Genomic DNA, 17,681 nt, shown 5'->3' on the forward strand with positions numbered 1-17,681 from the left:
TGTTTTGTTCTGTATTCTCGCCACAAATGGATAAGCCAAAAATACAGGGCAAAACATTCATTCCAAAAACAGCCCTTCAACAAGAAACAAATGATATTGAAGCAGACTACTGACAAACCTCGACGACTCGATCTCTGGTGGTGAGGGCGGGCCGTCCGCGCCAGGGATGGCGCGGCTCGAGCCATCAGGGACGATTTTACGGCGTCTTTACGATCTGCCTGTTTTCACCGCTGCGGGCACTTTGTCAATAACCTCATATTGAAGGACCTTTTTATATACCCTAAATAATTCGAGTTGCAGGAAAGCGGTCAACGCACATGCAGCTTGAAGTATGACGGGTATGCTTATTTTTTCTTAACCGGACGCTGCCAACCCTGCACATTAACCTGTTTAACTCGGCTAAGAACTAACTCATTTTCGGCGATATCACGGGTGACGGTAGTACCGGCAGCAATAGTCGCGCCGTTTGCCACAGTCACTGGTGCGACAAGCTGAGTATCAGATCCAACGAAGACATCATCGCCAATAATAGTTTTAAACTTATTAGCTCCATCATAGTTGCAGGTGATAGTTCCTGCGCCGATATTTACGCCTGAGCCAATCTCAGCATCACCTAAATAAGAGAGGTGTCCGGCTTTAGAACCTTTACCCAAGCGGGCTTTTTTGATTTCAACAAAGTTACCGACATGTGCGCCCTCAGCTAACTCAGCGCCCGGTCGCAAGCGGGCAAATGGCCCAACAGTACAACCCGCATCCAAACGAGAGTCTTCCAACACACTGTATGGGCTGATTTCTGAATCATCGCCAATGACACAGTTTTTAAGTACACACCCGGTACCAATACGCACCCGGTCACCTAAAACCACGTGGCCTTCAATAATGACATTGGTATCAATTGTAATATCACGGCCATGTGTTAATTCTCCCCGCAAATCAAAACGCGCAGGATCCAGTAACATCACGCCGGCTAACAACAACTTTTCAGCTTGCTCTGACTGATAGACCCGCTCAAGAGTGGCTAATTGTAGGCGGTTATTGATTCCTTCCACTTCACTCAAGCGAGTTGGATGCACCGCAACTATCTTCTGACCATCAGCATGGGCCAGAGCAATAATATCGGTGATATAAAATTCACCCTGGGCATTATTGTTGTCCAGCAATGATAACCAGCGCTTTAGATCACGGCCATTGGCAACCAATATCCCAGTGTTGATTTCATTAATCTCGCGTTGTGCATCACTGGCATCTTTATGCTCAACAATACCCACCACATCGCCATTCTCACGCACAATGCGCCCGTAACCGCTAGGGTTATCCAGCTTCACCGTCAACAAGCCAATACCGCCCTGTGGCTTGGCTGCCAACAGGCGCTCGAGAGTATCAACGGAGATCAACGGCACATCGCCGTACAACATCAGGACATCTTCATCATCAGAAAAATAGGGTGCAGCTTGTTGCATCGCATGCCCGGTACCCAACTGTTCAGCTTGCAGTACCCAGTTAAGCGCCGGATCAGTCAGTGTTTTTTTCAACAACTCACCGCCGTGCCCATAAACCAGATGAACATGTTGGGCACCCAGCTTCATGGCAGCATCAATAACATGCTGAACCATCGGCTTACCTGCCAGTGGGTGTAACACCTTAGGAAGGTCGGAATACATACGTGTCCCCTTACCTGCGGCAAGGATGACTACACTCATTGAGCTGTTAGACATAAGCAACCTGATAACTCCAAATTAATAGACGGAAGTAAACCTGTTTAGCGAAATGATTACTACATATTTCTCAGCGAAAAACGTACCTAACCCGCATGGTTAAAGGGCTGTAGCAATTGAGCAGGTAATAAAAAAATGTAGCAGAAAGTGTCTGCTATCAGCGACGTTTTCTGACCTATTTTTATCAAAACACCCTCACCTACTCAGATAATTAACCACTTATTTTACATCAAGAAACAAGAGTTTTCAGAAAGAAACGCTTTCAGTTTAGCCTAGACTTAATTAAATACAGGAGAGGTAGGTCAAATGACAGCGCCCAGAGGCGAAAGGGGACAGAAAGTCAGTTTTATTGAACGTAAAAGTAATTTATTGCACGCAAAAGTAAAAAAAATGCCAATCAGTTTTACTGACTGGCATTCTATCGTTCTTTATATTCTTCGGATTTGAAATTGCGGGAAGTTAGCTATTTTCGCTGACCACCGACAATCTCAATCACGTTGAATATATAATAATTTTACATATTAGTGGGTTACTAAAAACCCACCACTGTAAAATCACATCGCTTTCCTGGTCAGCTCGATTACACGTAGTTTTGCAATCGCCTTCGCCAATTCAGCGGATGCCTGAGCATAGTCGACATCACCGTGGGAATTATTGATATGGTCTTCAGCTTTACGCTTAGATTCCAGCGCCTTAGCTTCGTCCAAATCAGTTCCGCGAATAGCAGTGTCAGCCAATACGATCACCACACTCGGTTGCACCTCAAGGATGCCGCCAGAAAGATAAATAAACTCTTCCTCACCGAACTGCTTAACGATACGTATCATGCCAGGCTTAATGGCAGTGAGCAGTGGGGCGTGACCAGGGAAAATACCCAGTTCACCTTCACTACCCGTCACCTGAATTTTTTGCACCACGCCTGAGAACATTTTCTTCTCTGCGCTCACAACATCCAGATGGTAAGTCATTGCAGCCATGTCACCCTCCAGTCAACAGCGTTACAGTTTCTTGGCTTTTTCCACTGCTTCTTCAATGGTGCCAACCATGTAGAACGCCTGCTCCGGCAGGTGGTCATAGTCGCCGTTCATAATGCCTTTGAAACCACGAATGGTGTCTTTCAGCGATACGAACTTGCCCGGTGAGCCGGTAAAGACTTCTGCCACGAAGAACGGTTGAGACAGGAAGCGCTGGATTTTACGCGCACGGGATACAACTAATTTGTCATCTTCTGACAACTCGTCCATACCCAAAATCGCGATGATATCTTTCAGTTCCTGGTAACGTTGCAGAATAGACTGCACGCCACGCGCTACATCGTAATGCTCCTGACCAACAACCAGCGGATCAAGCTGACGGCTGGTGGAGTCAAGCGGGTCAACCGCCGGGTAAATACCCAGAGAGGCGATTTGACGGCTCAGAACGACGGTTGCATCCAAGTGAGCAAAGGTGGTTGCTGGAGATGGGTCAGTCAAGTCATCCGCTGGCACGTAAACGGCCTGAACAGAGGTGATTGAACCCGTCTTGGTGGAAGTAATACGTTCCTGCAACACGCCCATCTCTTCTGCCAGTGTTGGCTGATAGCCTACCGCAGATGGCATACGACCCAGCAGTGCGGATACTTCCGTACCAGCCAAGGTATAGCGATAGATGTTATCGATGAACAGCAATACGTCGCGACCTTCATCACGGAATTTCTCCGCCATGGTTAGGCCGGTCAGTGCAACGCGCAGACGGTTACCTGGTGGCTCATTCATCTGGCCATAAACCAAGGATACTTTGTCCAAAACGTTGGAGTCAGTCATCTCGTGGTAGAAGTCGTTACCCTCACGAGTACGCTCACCCACACCGGCAAATACAGAATAACCTGAGTGCTCAATCGCAATGTTACGAATCAGCTCCATCATGTTTACTGTTTTACCTACACCCGCACCACCGAACAGACCCACTTTACCGCCCTTAGCGAACGGACAAATCAAGTCCATTACCTTGATACCGGTTTCTAACAAGTCTTGCGAGCTGGCAAGCTCTTCGTAAGAAGGCGCTTCACGGTGGATTGCCCAACGCTCTTCTTCACCAATAGGACCTTTCATGTCGATTGGATCACCCAATACGTTCATGATACGGCCCAGAGTTGATTTACCCACCGGCACTTCAATTGGGTGTTCCAGGTTGATAACTTTCAACCCACGGCTCAGACCATCGGAAGAGCCCATCGCGATACAACGAACAACACCACCGCCCAGCTGTTGCTGAACTTCCAGCACCAGCTTCTCAGCTGCGCCTTCAACCTCAAGGGCGTTGTACACTTTTGGTACAGCGTCTTGGGGGAATTCGACGTCCACTACGGCGCCGATTACCTGGATAATCTTTCCAGTAGCCATCTTGAATCCTCTACGTAATACGTTTACCCGTCATATTCCAAATTGCTGGGGCGTTGGCTGCCTTCTCTCACCCAAGTTACTTACTTGAGTAAGTGCCTGGGGATTTGCTCAGTTGTCGCCTTCCTGCAATCTGAACTATTTTGGGTAATAACCTGGTTAAACCGCGGAGGCTCCCCCGACGATCTCGGTGAGTTCCTGAGTGATGCTGGCCTGACGAGCTTTGTTGTAAACCAACTGCAGCTCTTTGATCAGACTACCGCCGTTATCGGTGGCGGCTTTCATCGCTACCATTCGCGCGGCCTGTTCGCTAGCCAGGTTTTCAACGACGCCCTGATAAACTTGCGATTCCACATAGCGACGCAGGAGGGTATCCAGCAGCGCTTTTGGATCAGGTTCATACAGGTAATCCCAGGATTTCCTCTTCAGCTCACCGTCTTCCGCTGGCGGAAGAGGTAACAGCTGCATGATCCGTGGTTCCTGAGACATCGTATTGATAAACTTGTTATTAACTATATACAGTTTATCCAAACGACCTTCATCATAGGCTTGCAACATCACTTTCACTGGCCCGATAAGTTCTGACAGAGAAGGGTTATCCCCCATGCCAGTAACCTGAGCAACAATCTTGCCGCCCACGGAACCAAAGAAAGAGGCTGCTTTTGACCCGATTAGCGCTAAATCACATTCAACGCCTTTTTCAGACCAACCTTTCATCTCAGCCAACAGTCTTTTGAACAAGTTAATGTTCAAACCACCGCACAAGCCACGGTCTGTAGAAACCACCAGATACCCAACGCGCTTAACGTCGCGCTCTTCCAGGTATGGATGTTTATATTCCAGATTACCTAACGCGAGGTGACCAATCACACTACGCATTGTTTCTGCATAAGGACGGCTAGCCGCCATGCGTTCCTGCGATTTACGCATTTTGGAGGCGGCGACCATCTCCATGGCTTTGGTGATCTTTTGCGTGTTTTGCACGCTGGCGATCTTGGAACGTATCTCTTTTGCGCCGGCCATTTCTGCTTCTCCTCATTGCCAGACGGCCTGCTTTCCTAACGAAAAGCAGGGCCGAATAGCGTTACCAGGACTGGGTTGCCTTAAATGTATCAAGGATGCCTTTCAGCTTGGCCTCGATTTCATCGTTATACGCGCCAGTTTGGTTGATTTGTTGCAGAAGCTCGGCGTGCTCGCGGTCAGCAAATGCCAACAGCGCAGCTTCAAAGCTACCTACCTTCGCCAACTCGATATCACCCAGATAACCACGTTCAGCTGCGAACAGAACCAGAGACTGCTGCGCAACAGACATCGGTGCGTATTGTTTCTGTTTCAGAAGCTCGGTCACTTTCTGACCATGGCTCAGCTGTTTACGTGTTGCATCATCCAAATCGGATGCGAACTGGGAGAACGCAGCAAGTTCACGATACTGTGCCAGAGCGGTACGAATACCACCGGACAGTTTTTTCATGATCTTGGTCTGCGCTGCACCACCCACACGGGATACGGAGATACCTGGGTTAACCGCAGGACGAATACCGGCGTTAAACAGGCTGGATTCCAGGAAGATCTGACCATCGGTAATAGAAATTACGTTGGTCGGAACGAACGCGGAAACGTCCCCTGCTTGAGTTTCAATGATTGGCAATGCGGTCAAAGAACCGGTTTTACCTTTCACTTCACCCTTGGTAAAGGCTTCAACGTAATCGGCGTTAACACGCGCAGCACGCTCCAACAAACGGGAGTGGAGGTAGAATACGTCGCCAGGATAAGCTTCACGACCTGGTGGACGACGGAGCAGCAAGGAGATTTGACGATATGCAACAGCCTGTTTAGACAGGTCATCATAAATAATCAGCGCATCTTCACCGCGGTCGCGGAAATATTCACCCATAGCACAACCGGAGTAAGGTGCCAGGTATTGCAATGCTGCAGATTCTGAGGCAGTAGCGACAACCACAATGGTGTTAGCCAATGCGCCATGCTCTTCCAGTTTACGCACTACGTTTGCAACAGTAGAGGCTTTCTGGCCGATAGCAACATACACACATTTAATGCCTGAATCGCGTTGGTTGATGATCGCATCAATCGCCAGAGCAGTTTTACCTGTCTGACGGTCACCGATGATCAATTCACGCTGGCCACGACCGATTGGAATCATGGCATCGACAGACTTATAGCCGGTCTGAACAGGTTCATCAACAGATTGACGTTCGATAACGCCAGGTGCGATAGCTTCAACAGCTGAGAAGCCGTCATTTTCTACCGGACCTTTACCATCAATAGGTTCACCCAGAGTATTGACGACGCGCCCCAACAGGCCACGACCAACAGGAACTTCCAGGATACGGCCAGTACATTTAACCTTCATGCCTTCGGCAAGATCGGCGTACGGGCCCATAACTACAGCACCTACGGAGTCGCGCTCCAAGTTCAGTGCGATTGCGTAACGGTTGCCTGGCAGTGCGATCATCTCGCCCTGCATAACTTCGGCCAAACCGTGTACGCGAATGATCCCGTCACTGACGGAAACAATAGTACCTTCATTGTGAGCTTCGCTCACCACATTGAACTGAGCAATGCGCTGCTTGATCAGTTCGCTGATTTCGGTGGAATTCAGTTGCATATGCTCCAGTCCCCTTAAGACTGCAAGACGTCCGCCAGGCGTTCTAGACGACCGCGAACGCTGCCATCTATCACCATATCGCCTGCACGTATTACTACGCCGGCCATTACGGACTTATCGATTTTGCAATTCAGCTTAACTTTGCGTGATAGACGTTTTTCCATCGCAGCAGCAATTTTTGCCAGCTGTTCGTCGTTCAATGGGCTCGCAGAGCTCACTTCAACGTCGACGGTCGACTCCAGCGAGGCACGCAGTTGAATAAACTGCTGTAGTACCTCAGGAAGAACCAGTAAACGGCCATTCTCCGCCATAACTCGAATGAAGTTCTGTGCGGGTTCATCGAGCTGATCACCACAGACTGCAATAAACGTCTTAGACATTGTTTCTGGCGCTACAGCACCGGAAAGCAATTCAGCGATTTGTTCATTGCGCGTCACTTGGGCAGTAAACGCCAGCATATCTTGCCAACGTTCAACCACCTGGTGCTCAACAGCAAAGTCAAAAGCTGCTTTGGCGTAGGGGCGAGCTACAGTTACAAATTCAGACATCAGCCCCTCCCTCCTTACAGTTCAGCGACCAGTTTATCAACGATGTCGCTGTTAGCAGCTTCATCCACGGAACGTTCGATGATCTTCTCGGCGCCAGCTATAGCCAACATCGCGACTTGCTTACGCAACTCTTCACGAGCACGCTTACGTTCGGCGTCGATCTCTGCCTGCGCTTGCGCCACGATTTTGTTACGTTCCTGTTCAGCTTCTGCTTTAGCTTCATCAAGGATCTGAGCTTTGCGTTTACTCGCCTGCTCAATAATCACCTGTGCTTCTGCTTTGGCCTTCTTCAGTTGGTCGGTCGCATTGGCTTGCGCTAAGTCCAAATCTTTTTTGGCACGTTCTGCAGAAGAGAGACCGTCAGCAATTTCTTTTTGACGCTTCTCGATGGCAGCCATAATCGGCGGCCATATATACTTCATACAAAACAGGACAAACAGGACAAACGCGATGGCCTGGCCGAGGATTGTTGCGTTAAGATTCACAGCACAATGCCTCTTTAAAAGTTAATAGTTTGGTGTAGTTCACAGTAGAGAAAACTCTACTTACGCGACAGCAAACATCACGTACAGACCCAGACCAACAGCGATCATAGGGATGGCGTCAACCAGACCCATGACGATAAAGAACTGTGTACGCAGCAGAGGAATCAGGTCAGGCTGACGTGCAGCGCCTTCCAAAAATTTACCACCCAGGATGCCGATACCGATCGCAGCACCGATTGCCGCTAAACCCATCATTATAGCGGCAGCCATGTACAGCAGATCCATATTCAGGTTTTCCATGACAGTCTCCAGTTATTTCAGTTAAACGCAGTAGTGTTATACACTTCATACTTCAAGCCGCATGTGTGTTGGCTTCCTTCGTTCACCCCAGTCACTTACCTATGTAAGCTCCTCGGGATTCGCTCAGTTGCCGCCTTCCTACAACTCGAATTATTTAGAGTATATTAAGAAAATCAGTGCTCTTCGGACGCCATCGACAGATAGACAATCGTCAGAACCATGAAGATAAAGGCTTGTAACGTAATAATCAGTATGTGGAAGATAGCCCAAGGTAAACTGAGCATCCACTGTGACCACCACGGCAACAGGCCAGCAATCAGGATGAAGATCAACTCACCCGCATACATGTTGCCGAACAGTCGCAGACCGAGTGAAACCGGTTTGGACAGCAGGCTGACACCTTCCAGAATTAAGTTCACTGGAATGAATATCGGGTGATTGAACGGCTGCATCGTTAATTCTTTTACGAAGCCGCCTACACCTTTCATTTTAATGCTATAGAACAGGATCAGGATGAAGACACCCAATGCCATGGACAAGGTAATACTTACGTCAGCAGTAGGGACCACGCGCAGTGCAGGTAACCCAAAGACATGTTCACCGATGTAAGGCAGTAAATCGATTGGCAGCAAGTCCATCATGTTCATCAATAAAACCCAAACAAACACAGTTAGGGCTAATGGTGCGATGACTTTACTTTTACCGTGGTACATATCCCGTACGCTGTTATCGACAAAACCGATAATTAACTCAACAGCCGTCTGCAATTTGCCAGGCACGCCACTGGTGGCACCTACCGCAACTTTGCGGAATACAAACAGAAAAGCTAACCCCAGCACGACAGAGAAGAACAAAGAGTCAATGTTCAACGTCCAGAACGTTGCAGGGCCAGGTGAGTGGGGATTGACCAACTCAAAGGTACGCAGGTCCAACTGAAGGTTATTCAGATGGTGCCCTATGTAGTCCCTTGGAGTAGAGATTTCTCCTGATGCAGACATGATGCCTCTTACCCTTTTTGTAGTTAAATACGGTGACCGTCGAATACGATAACTGTTAAGTACGGTAGCCGCTTATCACGGCCGGTGCCAATATCTGCACAATCAGCACCGCTAAATAGGTTAAACCGAGTGGCGCAAACGCTGCTTTAAACAGCCCTAATGCCACAATCAGCAAAATTATCGTCATGATAACTTTTAACCCTTCGCCAATGGCAAACGACCACGCAACACGACCTGGAGCAGCTATTTTTGCCTGATGGCGGCAAGCAAACAACATAAAAATGGCACTGGGCAACCAGGCTGCCAATCCTCCTGCCAGGGCAGAAGCACTCCATTCCAGGCTTTTAAAACCAAAAACAGCACTGAGAACAACAAAAGTCATTAACTGCAACAACAGCAACTTTCGTGCAATTTTCCCACTGTAAAGGGATACAGGCATGACGTTTGTTCTCTCCAAACCACACTAAAGGTATGCTGAGTGAGGTATAAAACTGCCTTTTACCCCATTGAGTCAAGCAGCAAAAAACGAGCAAATTATACGGGCCACTCAAACGAATTCAATCGATAAGTAGCGAAAAGGTGAACAATTATTTAAATTTTCTTCTTTCGCGCTATTTTCACAAGGAAACCCTCGGAATAAAGCACGTATTTAATTGTCTGACGATTCCATCTATTATCAATAAAGCGTGCAACAGATCACAAAAATTAAAACAAACTGATTTATATCCTATAGAGCTTTACTTTGTCTTTAACGAAAAGAGCCATTAAATACTTTTATAAATCATAATGTTAAATTTAAACCATTATCAAACAACTTATCTACTTAGTAAAAACTTACCGTTGACATTTCAGATAATAACCCGGCAACAGTTTGGATACATAAAAAACATAATCTCTTCGGTAAAATAATGACCAAAGTGACTATTTGGTCGCTTTCAATATAATTTTATCATTCGCTGACGATGATTTTGTAAACAATACGTGAAATATAATCTTCCCGTATGAGCATTAGCGAATAAAGACTCGCCTATATTAAAACGACTAAATAAGATAAACCCCCTACTTTCATTAAGGATTTATTACATTTTTTTGATAAATAGCAAAGTTAGTTTGACTTAAGAATAACCAAATGACGTTCACCGTCTAACTCTGGTACCTGCAATCTCACCACCGACTCGAGAATTATTCCTTCAGGCAATGTCGCTAATTCATCATCTGGCCTTACCCCTTTTAGCGCATAAAAACGCCCTTCTGGCTTGGCTGGCAAATGATGGCACCAGGACAGCATATCTTGTAAGGATGCAAATGCACGGCTTATTACACCATCAAATGGCGGTTTTGCGGCAAAGTCCTCAACTCGGCTTTGTACCGGTTCGATATTACTTAATCCTAATTCGTGCTGCACTTGCCGCAAAAAGCGGACACGTTTACCCAAGCTGTCTAGCAATACGAAGTGTGAATCGGGGCGCACTATGGCTAAAGGTATCCCAGGAAGCCCTGGCCCGGTGCCGACATCGATAAAACGGTTACCTTGCAAGTGTGGGTTAACGACGATGCTATCCAGGATATGGCGTACCAACATTTGCATTGGGTCACGGACGGAAGTCAGATTATAAGCTTTGTTCCACTTATCAAGCAGTTCCACATAGCCTATCAATTGGTGTTTTTGCTGATCGGGTAACGCAATACCTGCTGCATTTAGCAGGGAATCTAATTTTTTTAACACAACAATATCCTCTGACTAAAAAATCTCTGTCAGCACGTAATGAACCAATATGCGGAATGATAATCTAGCTAATTTATAGTTTGAATACTTAGTTACTGTCTGAAAAAAAGCTAAATCTGCCTGGCTGCTTATCTCTCTCAGCTCAGGCAAATGTTGAATAGTTACGCGCTACGACGTAGCAAACCCTGTTTTTTCAGCCAAACCAGCAAAATGGAAATTGCCGCAGGCGTAATACCTGAAATACGTGATGCCTGACCGATAGAGTTAGGTTTATGATCATTCAATTTAGCGATAACTTCATTCGATAAACCAGATACTTGGCGATAATCTAAATCAGCAGGCAGCAATGTGTTTTCATTGCGCAGCTGTTTTTCAATCTCTTCCTGCTGACGAGCAATATAGCCTTGATATTTAACTTGAATTTCAACCTGATCAGCAGCTTGCGGATCCGTTAATGCTGGGCCAAATGAAGGTAACGCCGTTAATAAACGATAGTCAATTTCAGGGCGGCGCAGTAATTCTTCCCCATTGGCTTCTTTTGACAATGGAGCTTTCAGCAACGCATTGATTTCAGCTACGTTCTCAGAATGGGGATGAACCCAAATATCTCGTAGGCGCTGCCGTTCTTTTTCAATTTGCTCAATTTTTTGGCTAAAGTGTGCCCAACGAGCATCATCGACCAGCCCTAACTTGCGGCCTATTTCAGTCAAGCGCAAATCTGCGTTGTCTTCACGCAGCATCAGACGATATTCCGCTCGTGAGGTAAACATGCGGTACGGCTCTTTGGTGCCGAGGGTACTTAAATCGTCCACCAGCACGCCAAGGTAAGCTTCATCACGACGAGGTGACCACCCATCATCCTCATTAGCGAAACGGCCCGCATTGAGGCCCGCAAGCAGCCCTTGAGCTGCCGCTTCTTCATAACCGGTGGTGCCATTGATTTGTCCGGCAAAGAATAAGCCCTGGATGTATTTGCTTTCCAGAGTGGGTTTCAAATCTCGTGGATCAAAGAAATCATATTCAATGGCATAACCCGGCCGAATGATCCGTGCATTTTCAAGCCCTTTCATTGAGCGAACTATCTGCATCTGGACATCGAAAGGCAAGCTGGTAGAAATACCGTTTGGATAGATTTCATTGCTGGTCAAACCTTCAGGTTCAAGGAAGATCTGATGTGAATTACGATCCGCAAAGCGCATGACTTTGTCTTCGATCGATGGGCAATAACGTGGCCCAATCCCTTCGATGATCCCGGCATACATTGGGCTGCGATCCAGGTTATTACGGATCACTTCATGCGTTTTTTCATTGGTATACGTGATATGGCATGCCATCTGTTCAGGGTGCTGCTCAGCATTCCCCAGGAAAGAGAATACTGGAATTGGCGTATCACCAAGCTGAGGTGCCAATTGGCTAAAATCGATGGTGCGCGCATCAATTCGCGGCGGAGTACCGGTTTTAAGGCGATTGACTCGTAGCGGTAATTCACGCAAGCGTTGTGACAATGAGATGGATGGCGGATCACCAGCACGGCCACCACTGTAGTTCTCAAGGCCAATATGAATTTTCCCGTCCAGGAAGGTGCCGACGGTTAATACCACGGCTTTCGCACGGAATTTTAATCCCATTTTGGTCACAGCACCGACCACACGATCGTTCTCAACAATCAGATCTTCAACAGGTTGCTGGAAGATCATCAAGTTAGGCTGGTTTTCCAATGCAGTACGGACTGCCTGCCGATACAGGACGCGGTCAGCCTGCGCTCGGGTCGCTCTTACCGCTGGTCCTTTGCTGGCGTTTAGTATCCTAAACTGAATACCGGCCTGGTCAGTTGCCATTGCCATTAAGCCGCCCAGAGCATCGATCTCTTTTACCAAATGCCCCTTACCGATACCGCCAATCGCTGGGTTACAAGACATTTGTCCCAGTGTGTCGATATTGTGCGTCAGCAATAAGGTCTGACGTCCCATGCGTGCCGCTGCCATTGCAGCTTCCGTGCCGGCATGGCCACCACCAATGATGATGACGTCAAATTGATCTGGATAAAACATGGTACTGCACCTCGCCGTTATGCGAATTTCTGTATTTGCCCTAGGGTGGGGGATTCTACTCAAGTTTAGACGATCGACCAAGTAGCTTAGGATCGCCCTTAATTAAAAGAAGATCTTTTTATTTAAAGATCTCTTTATTAGATCTCTTATTAGGATCATGATCCTCTGTGGATAAGTGATAATTCACATTAGAGATCATAAGATTATGGAGGATCGTTTGCTGTGAATGATCGGTGATCCTATTGCGTATAAGCTGGGATCTAAATGGCATGTTATACACAGGTACTTTCAGACACCAAGGTTGTTATGTGGATATGTACTGCTTATACCCTGCTTTTAAGCTTACTTATCCACATTCGTTCGCGTGATCTTTGAACAAATCAGAGCAAATTAATCCAATTTTTAACCCAAATCTCTGCTGGGTCCTCAGGAATTTCATGTTGGATGACGTCAATTTCTAAAATATCACCCACACGCAATGCTCCCTGAGTGATCAATTGCTGATCCAATTTTCTGACCGCACCACAGAAAGTGTCATATTCTGAACTGCCCAAACCGACAGCACCAAAACGAACCTGCGAGAGGTCCGGTTGCTGTTCTTCGATTTGTTCTAATAAAGGTTGAAGATTGTCTGGCAGATCACCGGCACCATGGGTGGAGGTGATAATTAGCCACAAACCATCCAGAGTCAGCTCGTCTAATTCCGGGCCATGCAGTGTTTCTGTAGAGAAACCCGCCTCTTCTAATTTCTCAGCTAAATGTTCAGCAACGTATTCAGCACTGCCAAGCGTACTGCCACTGATCAAGGTAATGTCAGCCATAAAGAACCCAACCGAAGTAATGAACCGGTATTGTACGCTGTGAATCAGCTGGGATCTACCTGTGGATAATGTGGGTATAGTTATTTAGTGCTCAGGGTACGATGGTACGCATGATGGGGTTTTGCAGGGAAATAAGTGTCTCTGTTGATTGGATCTCATCAATCGTCTGGATCTTGTTGATAAGTACCTGTTGCAGTGCATCTATCGATTTACACATGACCTTAATAAAGATGCTGTAATGACCCGTGGTGTAATAAGCTTCGACAACTTCTTCTAAGCTCTCCAGTTTTTTCAGTGCTGACGGGTAATCTTTGGCACTTTTCAAAATGATGCCGATAAAGCAGCACACGTCATAACCCAGTTGTTTTGGATTAACGTGAACACAGGCTGCGGTGATAATCCCCGCCTGACGCATTTTCTCTACTCGGACATGAATTGTTCCTGGGCTGACACCAAAATTTTTTGCCAATTCTGCATAAGGTGTGCGCGCATTTTCCATTAATGCGTTCAAGATGCCGCGATCGAGATTATCGATTTGATAAATTTCACTCATATTAACCCCCTTTTTTTATCGATTATCTAATTATAGACCTATAAAAATGAATGATTAAAAGTTAAATGGCAATATTTGTTATTGTATATTGAATTTAACCCTCATTCTGTTGCTTAATCGATGACAAGCCAAACGGCACAATCAAACAATTTGCATAATCGACAGCAACGAATTGAGAAAACGACAATGAAAAAACAATTTATTCAAAAACAACAACAAATCAGCTTCGTAAAATCTTTCTTTTCCCGTCAATTAGAACAGCAACTGGGTCTGATTGAAGTTCAAGCCCCTATCCTGAGCCGTGTTGGCGATGGTACTCAAGATAACCTTTCTGGTTCAGAGAAAGCCGTTCAGGTAAAAGTAAAAACTTTGCCAGATGCGACCTTTGAAGTTGTTCATTCATTAGCTAAATGGAAACGTAAGACTTTAGGCCGCTTTGATTTTGGTGCTGATCAAGGGATTTACACCCATATGAAAGCATTGCGCCCTGATGAAGATCGCCTGAGTGCTATTCATTCAGTGTATGTTGATCAGTGGGATTGGGAGCGCGTAATGGGTGATGGCGAGCGCAACCTGGCTTACCTGAAATCCACTGTTAACAAAATCTACACCGCGATTAAAGAAACTGAAGCGGCGATCAGCGCTGAATTTGGTATAAAACCTTTCTTGCCAGAACAGATTCATTTTATCCACAGCGAAAGTCTGCGGGCTAAATTCCCTGATCTGGATGCTAAAGGCCGCGAACGCGCCATTGCTAAAGAGTTGGGTGCGGTGTTCTTGATGGGTATTGGCGGCAAATTGGCTGATGGTCAATCTCATGATGTTCGTGCGCCAGATTATGATGACTGGACCTCTCCAAGCGCGGAAGGTTTTGCTGGCCTGAACGGCGACATTATTGTTTGGAACCCAGTGCTGGAAGATGCTTTTGAAATTTCATCCATGGGGATCCGTGTGGATGCTGAAGCGTTGAAACGCCAGTTGGCTTTGACATCCGATGAAGATCGTTTGAAATTGGAATGGCACCAATCACTGCTACAAGGTGAAATGCCGCAGACAATCGGCGGCGGTATTGGCCAGTCCCGTTTAGTGATGTTATTGCTGCAACAACACCATATCGGTCAGGTTCAGTGCGGTGTGTGGGGGCCAGAAGTCAGCGAGAAGGTTGACGGCCTTCTTTAATTCACCTCCAGATAATCTCTTTATGATTTCAACCCGTTATAGCTTATGCAGCCATAACGGGTTTTTAACATCATAAACATGAGTGGGTTCTTTCATCTATGCTGTAGCTATATAAATGTATTCAATATAACTACAGCAAGGTTGTTAACGTCATGGCCCGATTTCACCCCCTTAGACATTACTCACATGCTCGTCCAAGATTATTATTATCCGTTGGCGCTGGAATAATCGCTTACTTTCTGTTGCCATCACACTTCACTGTATTACTGCGTCTGATGGTGAGTTGGAATATATTCGCGTGGCTCTATCTGTTGTTTTTATGGCTGCAATTATTGCGAAATGATCCGAAGAAAATCAGATTAATAGCCCGTGTACAGGATGAAAGTGCCACTATGGTGCTGAGTATTGTCAGCATGGCGTGTCTGGCGAGTATTCTGGTTATTTTGTTTGAATTAAGCACGGCGAATCAGTTATCTGGATCGGCTAAAGCATTCCATTTAGTGCTCACGGGAATGACGTTATTGGTATCGTGGTTATTATTGCCAACTGCTTTTACTATGCATTACGCCCATTTGTTTTATCAGTCCCGTGATGAATTTGATGCTGTCCTGCCATTAATTTTCCCCAAAGAGGTTACTGAACCTTCCTATTGGGATTTTCTTTATTTTTCATTCACTATTGGTGTGGCTTCGCAAACTGCGGATGTTTCAACCGGCACCTCAGATATCCGCCGCGTAGTATTATTACAGTCAGTATTGTCCTTTATTTTCAATATGACGATCTTGGGGCTGTCGATTAACGTCGGGGCGGGGTTGCTTAACTAAAGCTATTGATTAGCGCTTCCAGCGGCGCATTAAACGGCTTTTTAACCCGGTATCAAAGCGCCAGATATGATCGAAAATCCGCATGATACCGGGCTTGCCATAGGTCGACATCGCCACGGCATGGAACCTATGTTGATGGGCTTGCTGCTGGATTTTAATCTTTCTGATCAATTCCTCGGGTAAACGCTGGGCAATGAAATCTGAAATAATCACGGCATCCGCATCATACCAGTCTCTCTCTGCCATTTTATTGAGGGTGCTGGCCAAGCAGGCCGCCAGATCGGTGCCGCCGCGAAAATGTTGGCTGAGAAAACGTATTGCTTGCTCAATACCATTGGCTGATGAGAGTTCGTAGTGAATGATTTCCGTAGCGAATAGCATGATGTAGCAGCGGCGATTATCCGCTAGCGCAATACGCAGCAAAGCCAGACAAAATGCCTTGGCGCATTGCTCGTTAAATCCCCCCATCGAACCCGAGGTATCGACACAGACAATAAAAGGGCCGCGGGGTTGTTCGTCATGGTTTTTAAGGCTGACCGGGCGCTGCAACGTTTTTTCCTGCCAGTTATCACCTTGTAAGCGATAAGTGAGCAAGCGCCTTTCCAATAAGCGGCGATAAAATTCAAATTCCAGCTCGCTCATCCCCAACATCACTAACTCGGTCGGCAACAATCGCAAAATATCATTGCTCTGATGAATGCCACTGACTTCCTCTGGCACGGTATCCGGTTGGCGCACCATCAGGGTGTAAGGTTCAAAGCGGGCATCGGGGGTGGGTTGTGCTTTAGCACTGCGGCTGCGGCCCAGTTGCTCTGCAAGTTGCTGCAATTCTGGCTGCTGTTGCAGAAAATCGCCATATTGCAGCAATAACTGATAATCACCGCGCTGCAAATGGCCCTGACTCATATCCCAAAGCCGCCCTGCCGCACTATCATTCGTCGCCAGTATCGGTTCCAAAGCACCACTGAGCGCCAGCCGCTGTTGTAACTCAGCTAAAAGCTGCTCCCGCTCTTGCTCAAGTAACTGATGATGGATAGTGATGGTTTGTAAGGTCAGGCTGATGCGCCAGCGCTGTAAAAAGAGAGTTTGAAAACTATCACCGGTTTGGGGATTTTTCTCTAAATCAGCGGTTTGTAGCAATGTTTTAGCTTGCGTAGCGAAAGGCGAATGCCACTGCTGCAATTGCGCCACAACCTCCGGGAGATGGTCATAAAATAGTGGACTGGCCTCCAACAGACTCTGTTGATATAGGGCAAACTCGTGTGCCAGCCCTGCGGGGACTTTCGCCTCTCTAATTCGCTGTTGTAAGTTTTGCTTCCAGCCGGGGATATCTTTCATTAATGCCCGCTTAATGCGCGGGAATTTTTCAAAGAATAACGCTAACTGCGGGGATGCCAATAACCCCACCACCATTTCTTCGATAAGCTCACTTTCGCTTATTGATAGCAGCAAATCCAAGGTTGCCAGACTGAGCATT

Annotated in this window: 18 protein-coding genes; 3 read left to right on the top strand and 15 right to left on the bottom strand. The window is 46.7% G+C overall.

Annotation, left to right across the window (positions count from 1 at the left end; all coding sequences use genetic code 11):
• Positions 1–183 precede the first annotated feature (183 nt).
• Positions 184–288, top strand: a complete 105-nt coding sequence (locus FTA91_RS20525) for a gluconate 5-dehydrogenase (RefSeq protein WP_145534788.1) — start codon at positions 184–186, stop codon at positions 286–288.
• Positions 289–344: 56 nt separating this feature from the next.
• Here FTA91_RS20525 and glmU read toward each other — a convergent pair whose 3' ends face one another.
• From glmU to asnC, 14 genes are all read right to left on the bottom strand, one after another.
• A complete protein-coding gene (glmU, locus tag FTA91_RS03000) occupies positions 345–1,715 on the bottom strand; it encodes a bifunctional UDP-N-acetylglucosamine diphosphorylase/glucosamine-1-phosphate N-acetyltransferase GlmU (protein WP_050113371.1) in 1,371 nt (456 codons plus the stop codon).
• Positions 1,716–2,269: 554 nt separating this feature from the next.
• On the bottom strand, positions 2,270–2,692 hold the full coding sequence (locus FTA91_RS03005) for a F0F1 ATP synthase subunit epsilon (protein ID WP_004393020.1): 423 nt from the start codon (positions 2,690–2,692) through the stop codon (positions 2,270–2,272).
• Between the two features lie 21 nt (positions 2,693–2,713).
• The gene (atpD, locus tag FTA91_RS03010) at positions 2,714–4,096 is read right to left on the bottom strand and encodes a F0F1 ATP synthase subunit beta (RefSeq protein WP_032816366.1); all 1,383 of its coding nucleotides are present in this window, start codon (positions 4,094–4,096) and stop codon (positions 2,714–2,716) included.
• A gap of 156 nt (positions 4,097–4,252) precedes the next feature.
• Positions 4,253–5,116: a F0F1 ATP synthase subunit gamma gene (atpG, locus tag FTA91_RS03015; RefSeq protein WP_004393031.1), complete on the bottom strand. Its 864-nt coding sequence runs from the start codon at positions 5,114–5,116 to the stop codon at positions 4,253–4,255.
• 61 nt (positions 5,117–5,177) lie between these two features.
• Positions 5,178–6,719, bottom strand: coding sequence for a F0F1 ATP synthase subunit alpha (gene atpA / locus FTA91_RS03020; protein WP_004393033.1), 1,542 nt, complete (start codon positions 6,717–6,719; stop codon positions 5,178–5,180).
• A 14-nt stretch (positions 6,720–6,733) separates the two neighbouring features.
• Positions 6,734–7,267 (bottom strand): F0F1 ATP synthase subunit delta, encoded by a 534-nt coding sequence (atpH, locus tag FTA91_RS03025; RefSeq protein WP_004393034.1) that lies wholly within the window; start codon positions 7,265–7,267, stop codon positions 6,734–6,736.
• A 14-nt stretch (positions 7,268–7,281) separates the two neighbouring features.
• Positions 7,282–7,752, bottom strand: a complete 471-nt coding sequence (gene atpF / locus FTA91_RS03030) for a F0F1 ATP synthase subunit B (RefSeq protein WP_004393038.1) — start codon at positions 7,750–7,752, stop codon at positions 7,282–7,284.
• Between the two features lie 60 nt (positions 7,753–7,812).
• Positions 7,813–8,052: a F0F1 ATP synthase subunit C gene (atpE, locus tag FTA91_RS03035; RefSeq protein WP_004393045.1), complete on the bottom strand. Its 240-nt coding sequence runs from the start codon at positions 8,050–8,052 to the stop codon at positions 7,813–7,815.
• 173 nt (positions 8,053–8,225) lie between these two features.
• Complete coding sequence (atpB, locus tag FTA91_RS03040; RefSeq protein WP_050113372.1) at positions 8,226–9,050, bottom strand: F0F1 ATP synthase subunit A; 825 nt, start codon at positions 9,048–9,050, stop codon at positions 8,226–8,228.
• 55 nt (positions 9,051–9,105) lie between these two features.
• Positions 9,106–9,489, bottom strand: coding sequence for a F0F1 ATP synthase subunit I (gene atpI, locus FTA91_RS03045; protein WP_050113373.1), 384 nt, complete (start codon positions 9,487–9,489; stop codon positions 9,106–9,108).
• A 666-nt stretch (positions 9,490–10,155) separates the two neighbouring features.
• A complete protein-coding gene (gene rsmG, locus FTA91_RS03050; RefSeq protein ID WP_050113374.1) occupies positions 10,156–10,776 on the bottom strand; it encodes a 16S rRNA (guanine(527)-N(7))-methyltransferase RsmG in 621 nt (206 codons plus the stop codon).
• Between the two features lie 161 nt (positions 10,777–10,937).
• Positions 10,938–12,827: a tRNA uridine-5-carboxymethylaminomethyl(34) synthesis enzyme MnmG gene (mnmG, locus tag FTA91_RS03055; RefSeq protein WP_050113375.1), complete on the bottom strand. Its 1,890-nt coding sequence runs from the start codon at positions 12,825–12,827 to the stop codon at positions 10,938–10,940.
• A 380-nt stretch (positions 12,828–13,207) separates the two neighbouring features.
• On the bottom strand, positions 13,208–13,648 hold the full coding sequence (gene mioC, locus FTA91_RS03060; protein ID WP_038637758.1) for an FMN-binding protein MioC: 441 nt from the start codon (positions 13,646–13,648) through the stop codon (positions 13,208–13,210).
• A 91-nt stretch (positions 13,649–13,739) separates the two neighbouring features.
• Positions 13,740–14,201 (bottom strand): transcriptional regulator AsnC, encoded by a 462-nt coding sequence (asnC, locus tag FTA91_RS03065; protein ID WP_005161192.1) that lies wholly within the window; start codon positions 14,199–14,201, stop codon positions 13,740–13,742.
• 186 nt (positions 14,202–14,387) lie between these two features.
• On the opposite strand from asnC, the gene asnA reads away from it, so the two are divergent.
• Positions 14,388–15,380, top strand: coding sequence for an aspartate--ammonia ligase (gene asnA / locus FTA91_RS03070; RefSeq protein WP_050113376.1), 993 nt, complete (start codon positions 14,388–14,390; stop codon positions 15,378–15,380).
• A 152-nt stretch (positions 15,381–15,532) separates the two neighbouring features.
• The gene (locus FTA91_RS03075) at positions 15,533–16,204 is read left to right on the top strand and encodes a DUF1345 domain-containing protein (RefSeq protein WP_050113377.1); all 672 of its coding nucleotides are present in this window, start codon (positions 15,533–15,535) and stop codon (positions 16,202–16,204) included.
• A 9-nt stretch (positions 16,205–16,213) separates the two neighbouring features.
• Here the strand turns inward: FTA91_RS03075 and viaA are convergent, their stop codons facing one another.
• A complete protein-coding gene (gene viaA / locus FTA91_RS03080; RefSeq protein WP_050113378.1) occupies positions 16,214–17,680 on the bottom strand; it encodes an ATPase RavA stimulator ViaA in 1,467 nt (488 codons plus the stop codon).
• Between the last annotated feature and the right edge of the window lies 1 nt (position 17,681).

It is taken from the genome of Yersinia thracica (genome assembly GCF_902170565.1).
In the GTDB taxonomy this organism is placed as follows: Bacteria; Pseudomonadota; Gammaproteobacteria; order Enterobacterales; family Enterobacteriaceae; genus Yersinia; species Yersinia thracica.

What these genes read in the sequence shown, in the direction of transcription:
- glmU (WP_050113371.1), bottom strand. Translation starts at nt 1,715, where the DNA reads ATGTCTAACAGCTCAATGAGTGTAGTCATCCTTGCCGCAGGTAAGGGG.
- FTA91_RS03005 (WP_004393020.1), bottom strand. Translation starts at nt 2,692, where the DNA reads ATGGCTGCAATGACTTACCATCTGGATGTTGTGAGCGCAGAGAAGAAA.
- atpD (WP_032816366.1), bottom strand. Translation starts at nt 4,096, where the DNA reads ATGGCTACTGGAAAGATTATCCAGGTAATCGGCGCCGTAGTGGACGTC.
- atpG (WP_004393031.1), bottom strand. Translation starts at nt 5,116, where the DNA reads ATGGCCGGCGCAAAAGAGATACGTTCCAAGATCGCCAGCGTGCAAAAC.
- atpA (WP_004393033.1), bottom strand. Translation starts at nt 6,719, where the DNA reads ATGCAACTGAATTCCACCGAAATCAGCGAACTGATCAAGCAGCGCATT.
- atpH (WP_004393034.1), bottom strand. Translation starts at nt 7,267, where the DNA reads ATGTCTGAATTTGTAACTGTAGCTCGCCCCTACGCCAAAGCAGCTTTT.
- atpE (WP_004393045.1), bottom strand. Translation starts at nt 8,052, where the DNA reads ATGGAAAACCTGAATATGGATCTGCTGTACATGGCTGCCGCTATAATG.
- atpB (WP_050113372.1), bottom strand. Translation starts at nt 9,050, where the DNA reads ATGTCTGCATCAGGAGAAATCTCTACTCCAAGGGACTACATAGGGCAC.
- atpI (WP_050113373.1), bottom strand. Translation starts at nt 9,489, where the DNA reads ATGCCTGTATCCCTTTACAGTGGGAAAATTGCACGAAAGTTGCTGTTG.
- mnmG (WP_050113375.1), bottom strand. Translation starts at nt 12,827, where the DNA reads ATGTTTTATCCAGATCAATTTGACGTCATCATCATTGGTGGTGGCCAT.
- mioC (WP_038637758.1), bottom strand. Translation starts at nt 13,648, where the DNA reads ATGGCTGACATTACCTTGATCAGTGGCAGTACGCTTGGCAGTGCTGAA.
- asnC (WP_005161192.1), bottom strand. Translation starts at nt 14,201, where the DNA reads ATGAGTGAAATTTATCAAATCGATAATCTCGATCGCGGCATCTTGAAC.
- asnA (WP_050113376.1), top strand. Translation starts at nt 14,388, where the DNA reads ATGAAAAAACAATTTATTCAAAAACAACAACAAATCAGCTTCGTAAAA.
- FTA91_RS03075 (WP_050113377.1), top strand. Translation starts at nt 15,533, where the DNA reads ATGGCCCGATTTCACCCCCTTAGACATTACTCACATGCTCGTCCAAGA.
- viaA (WP_050113378.1), bottom strand. Translation starts at nt 17,680, where the DNA reads ATGCTCAGTCTGGCAACCTTGGATTTGCTGCTATCAATAAGCGAAAGT.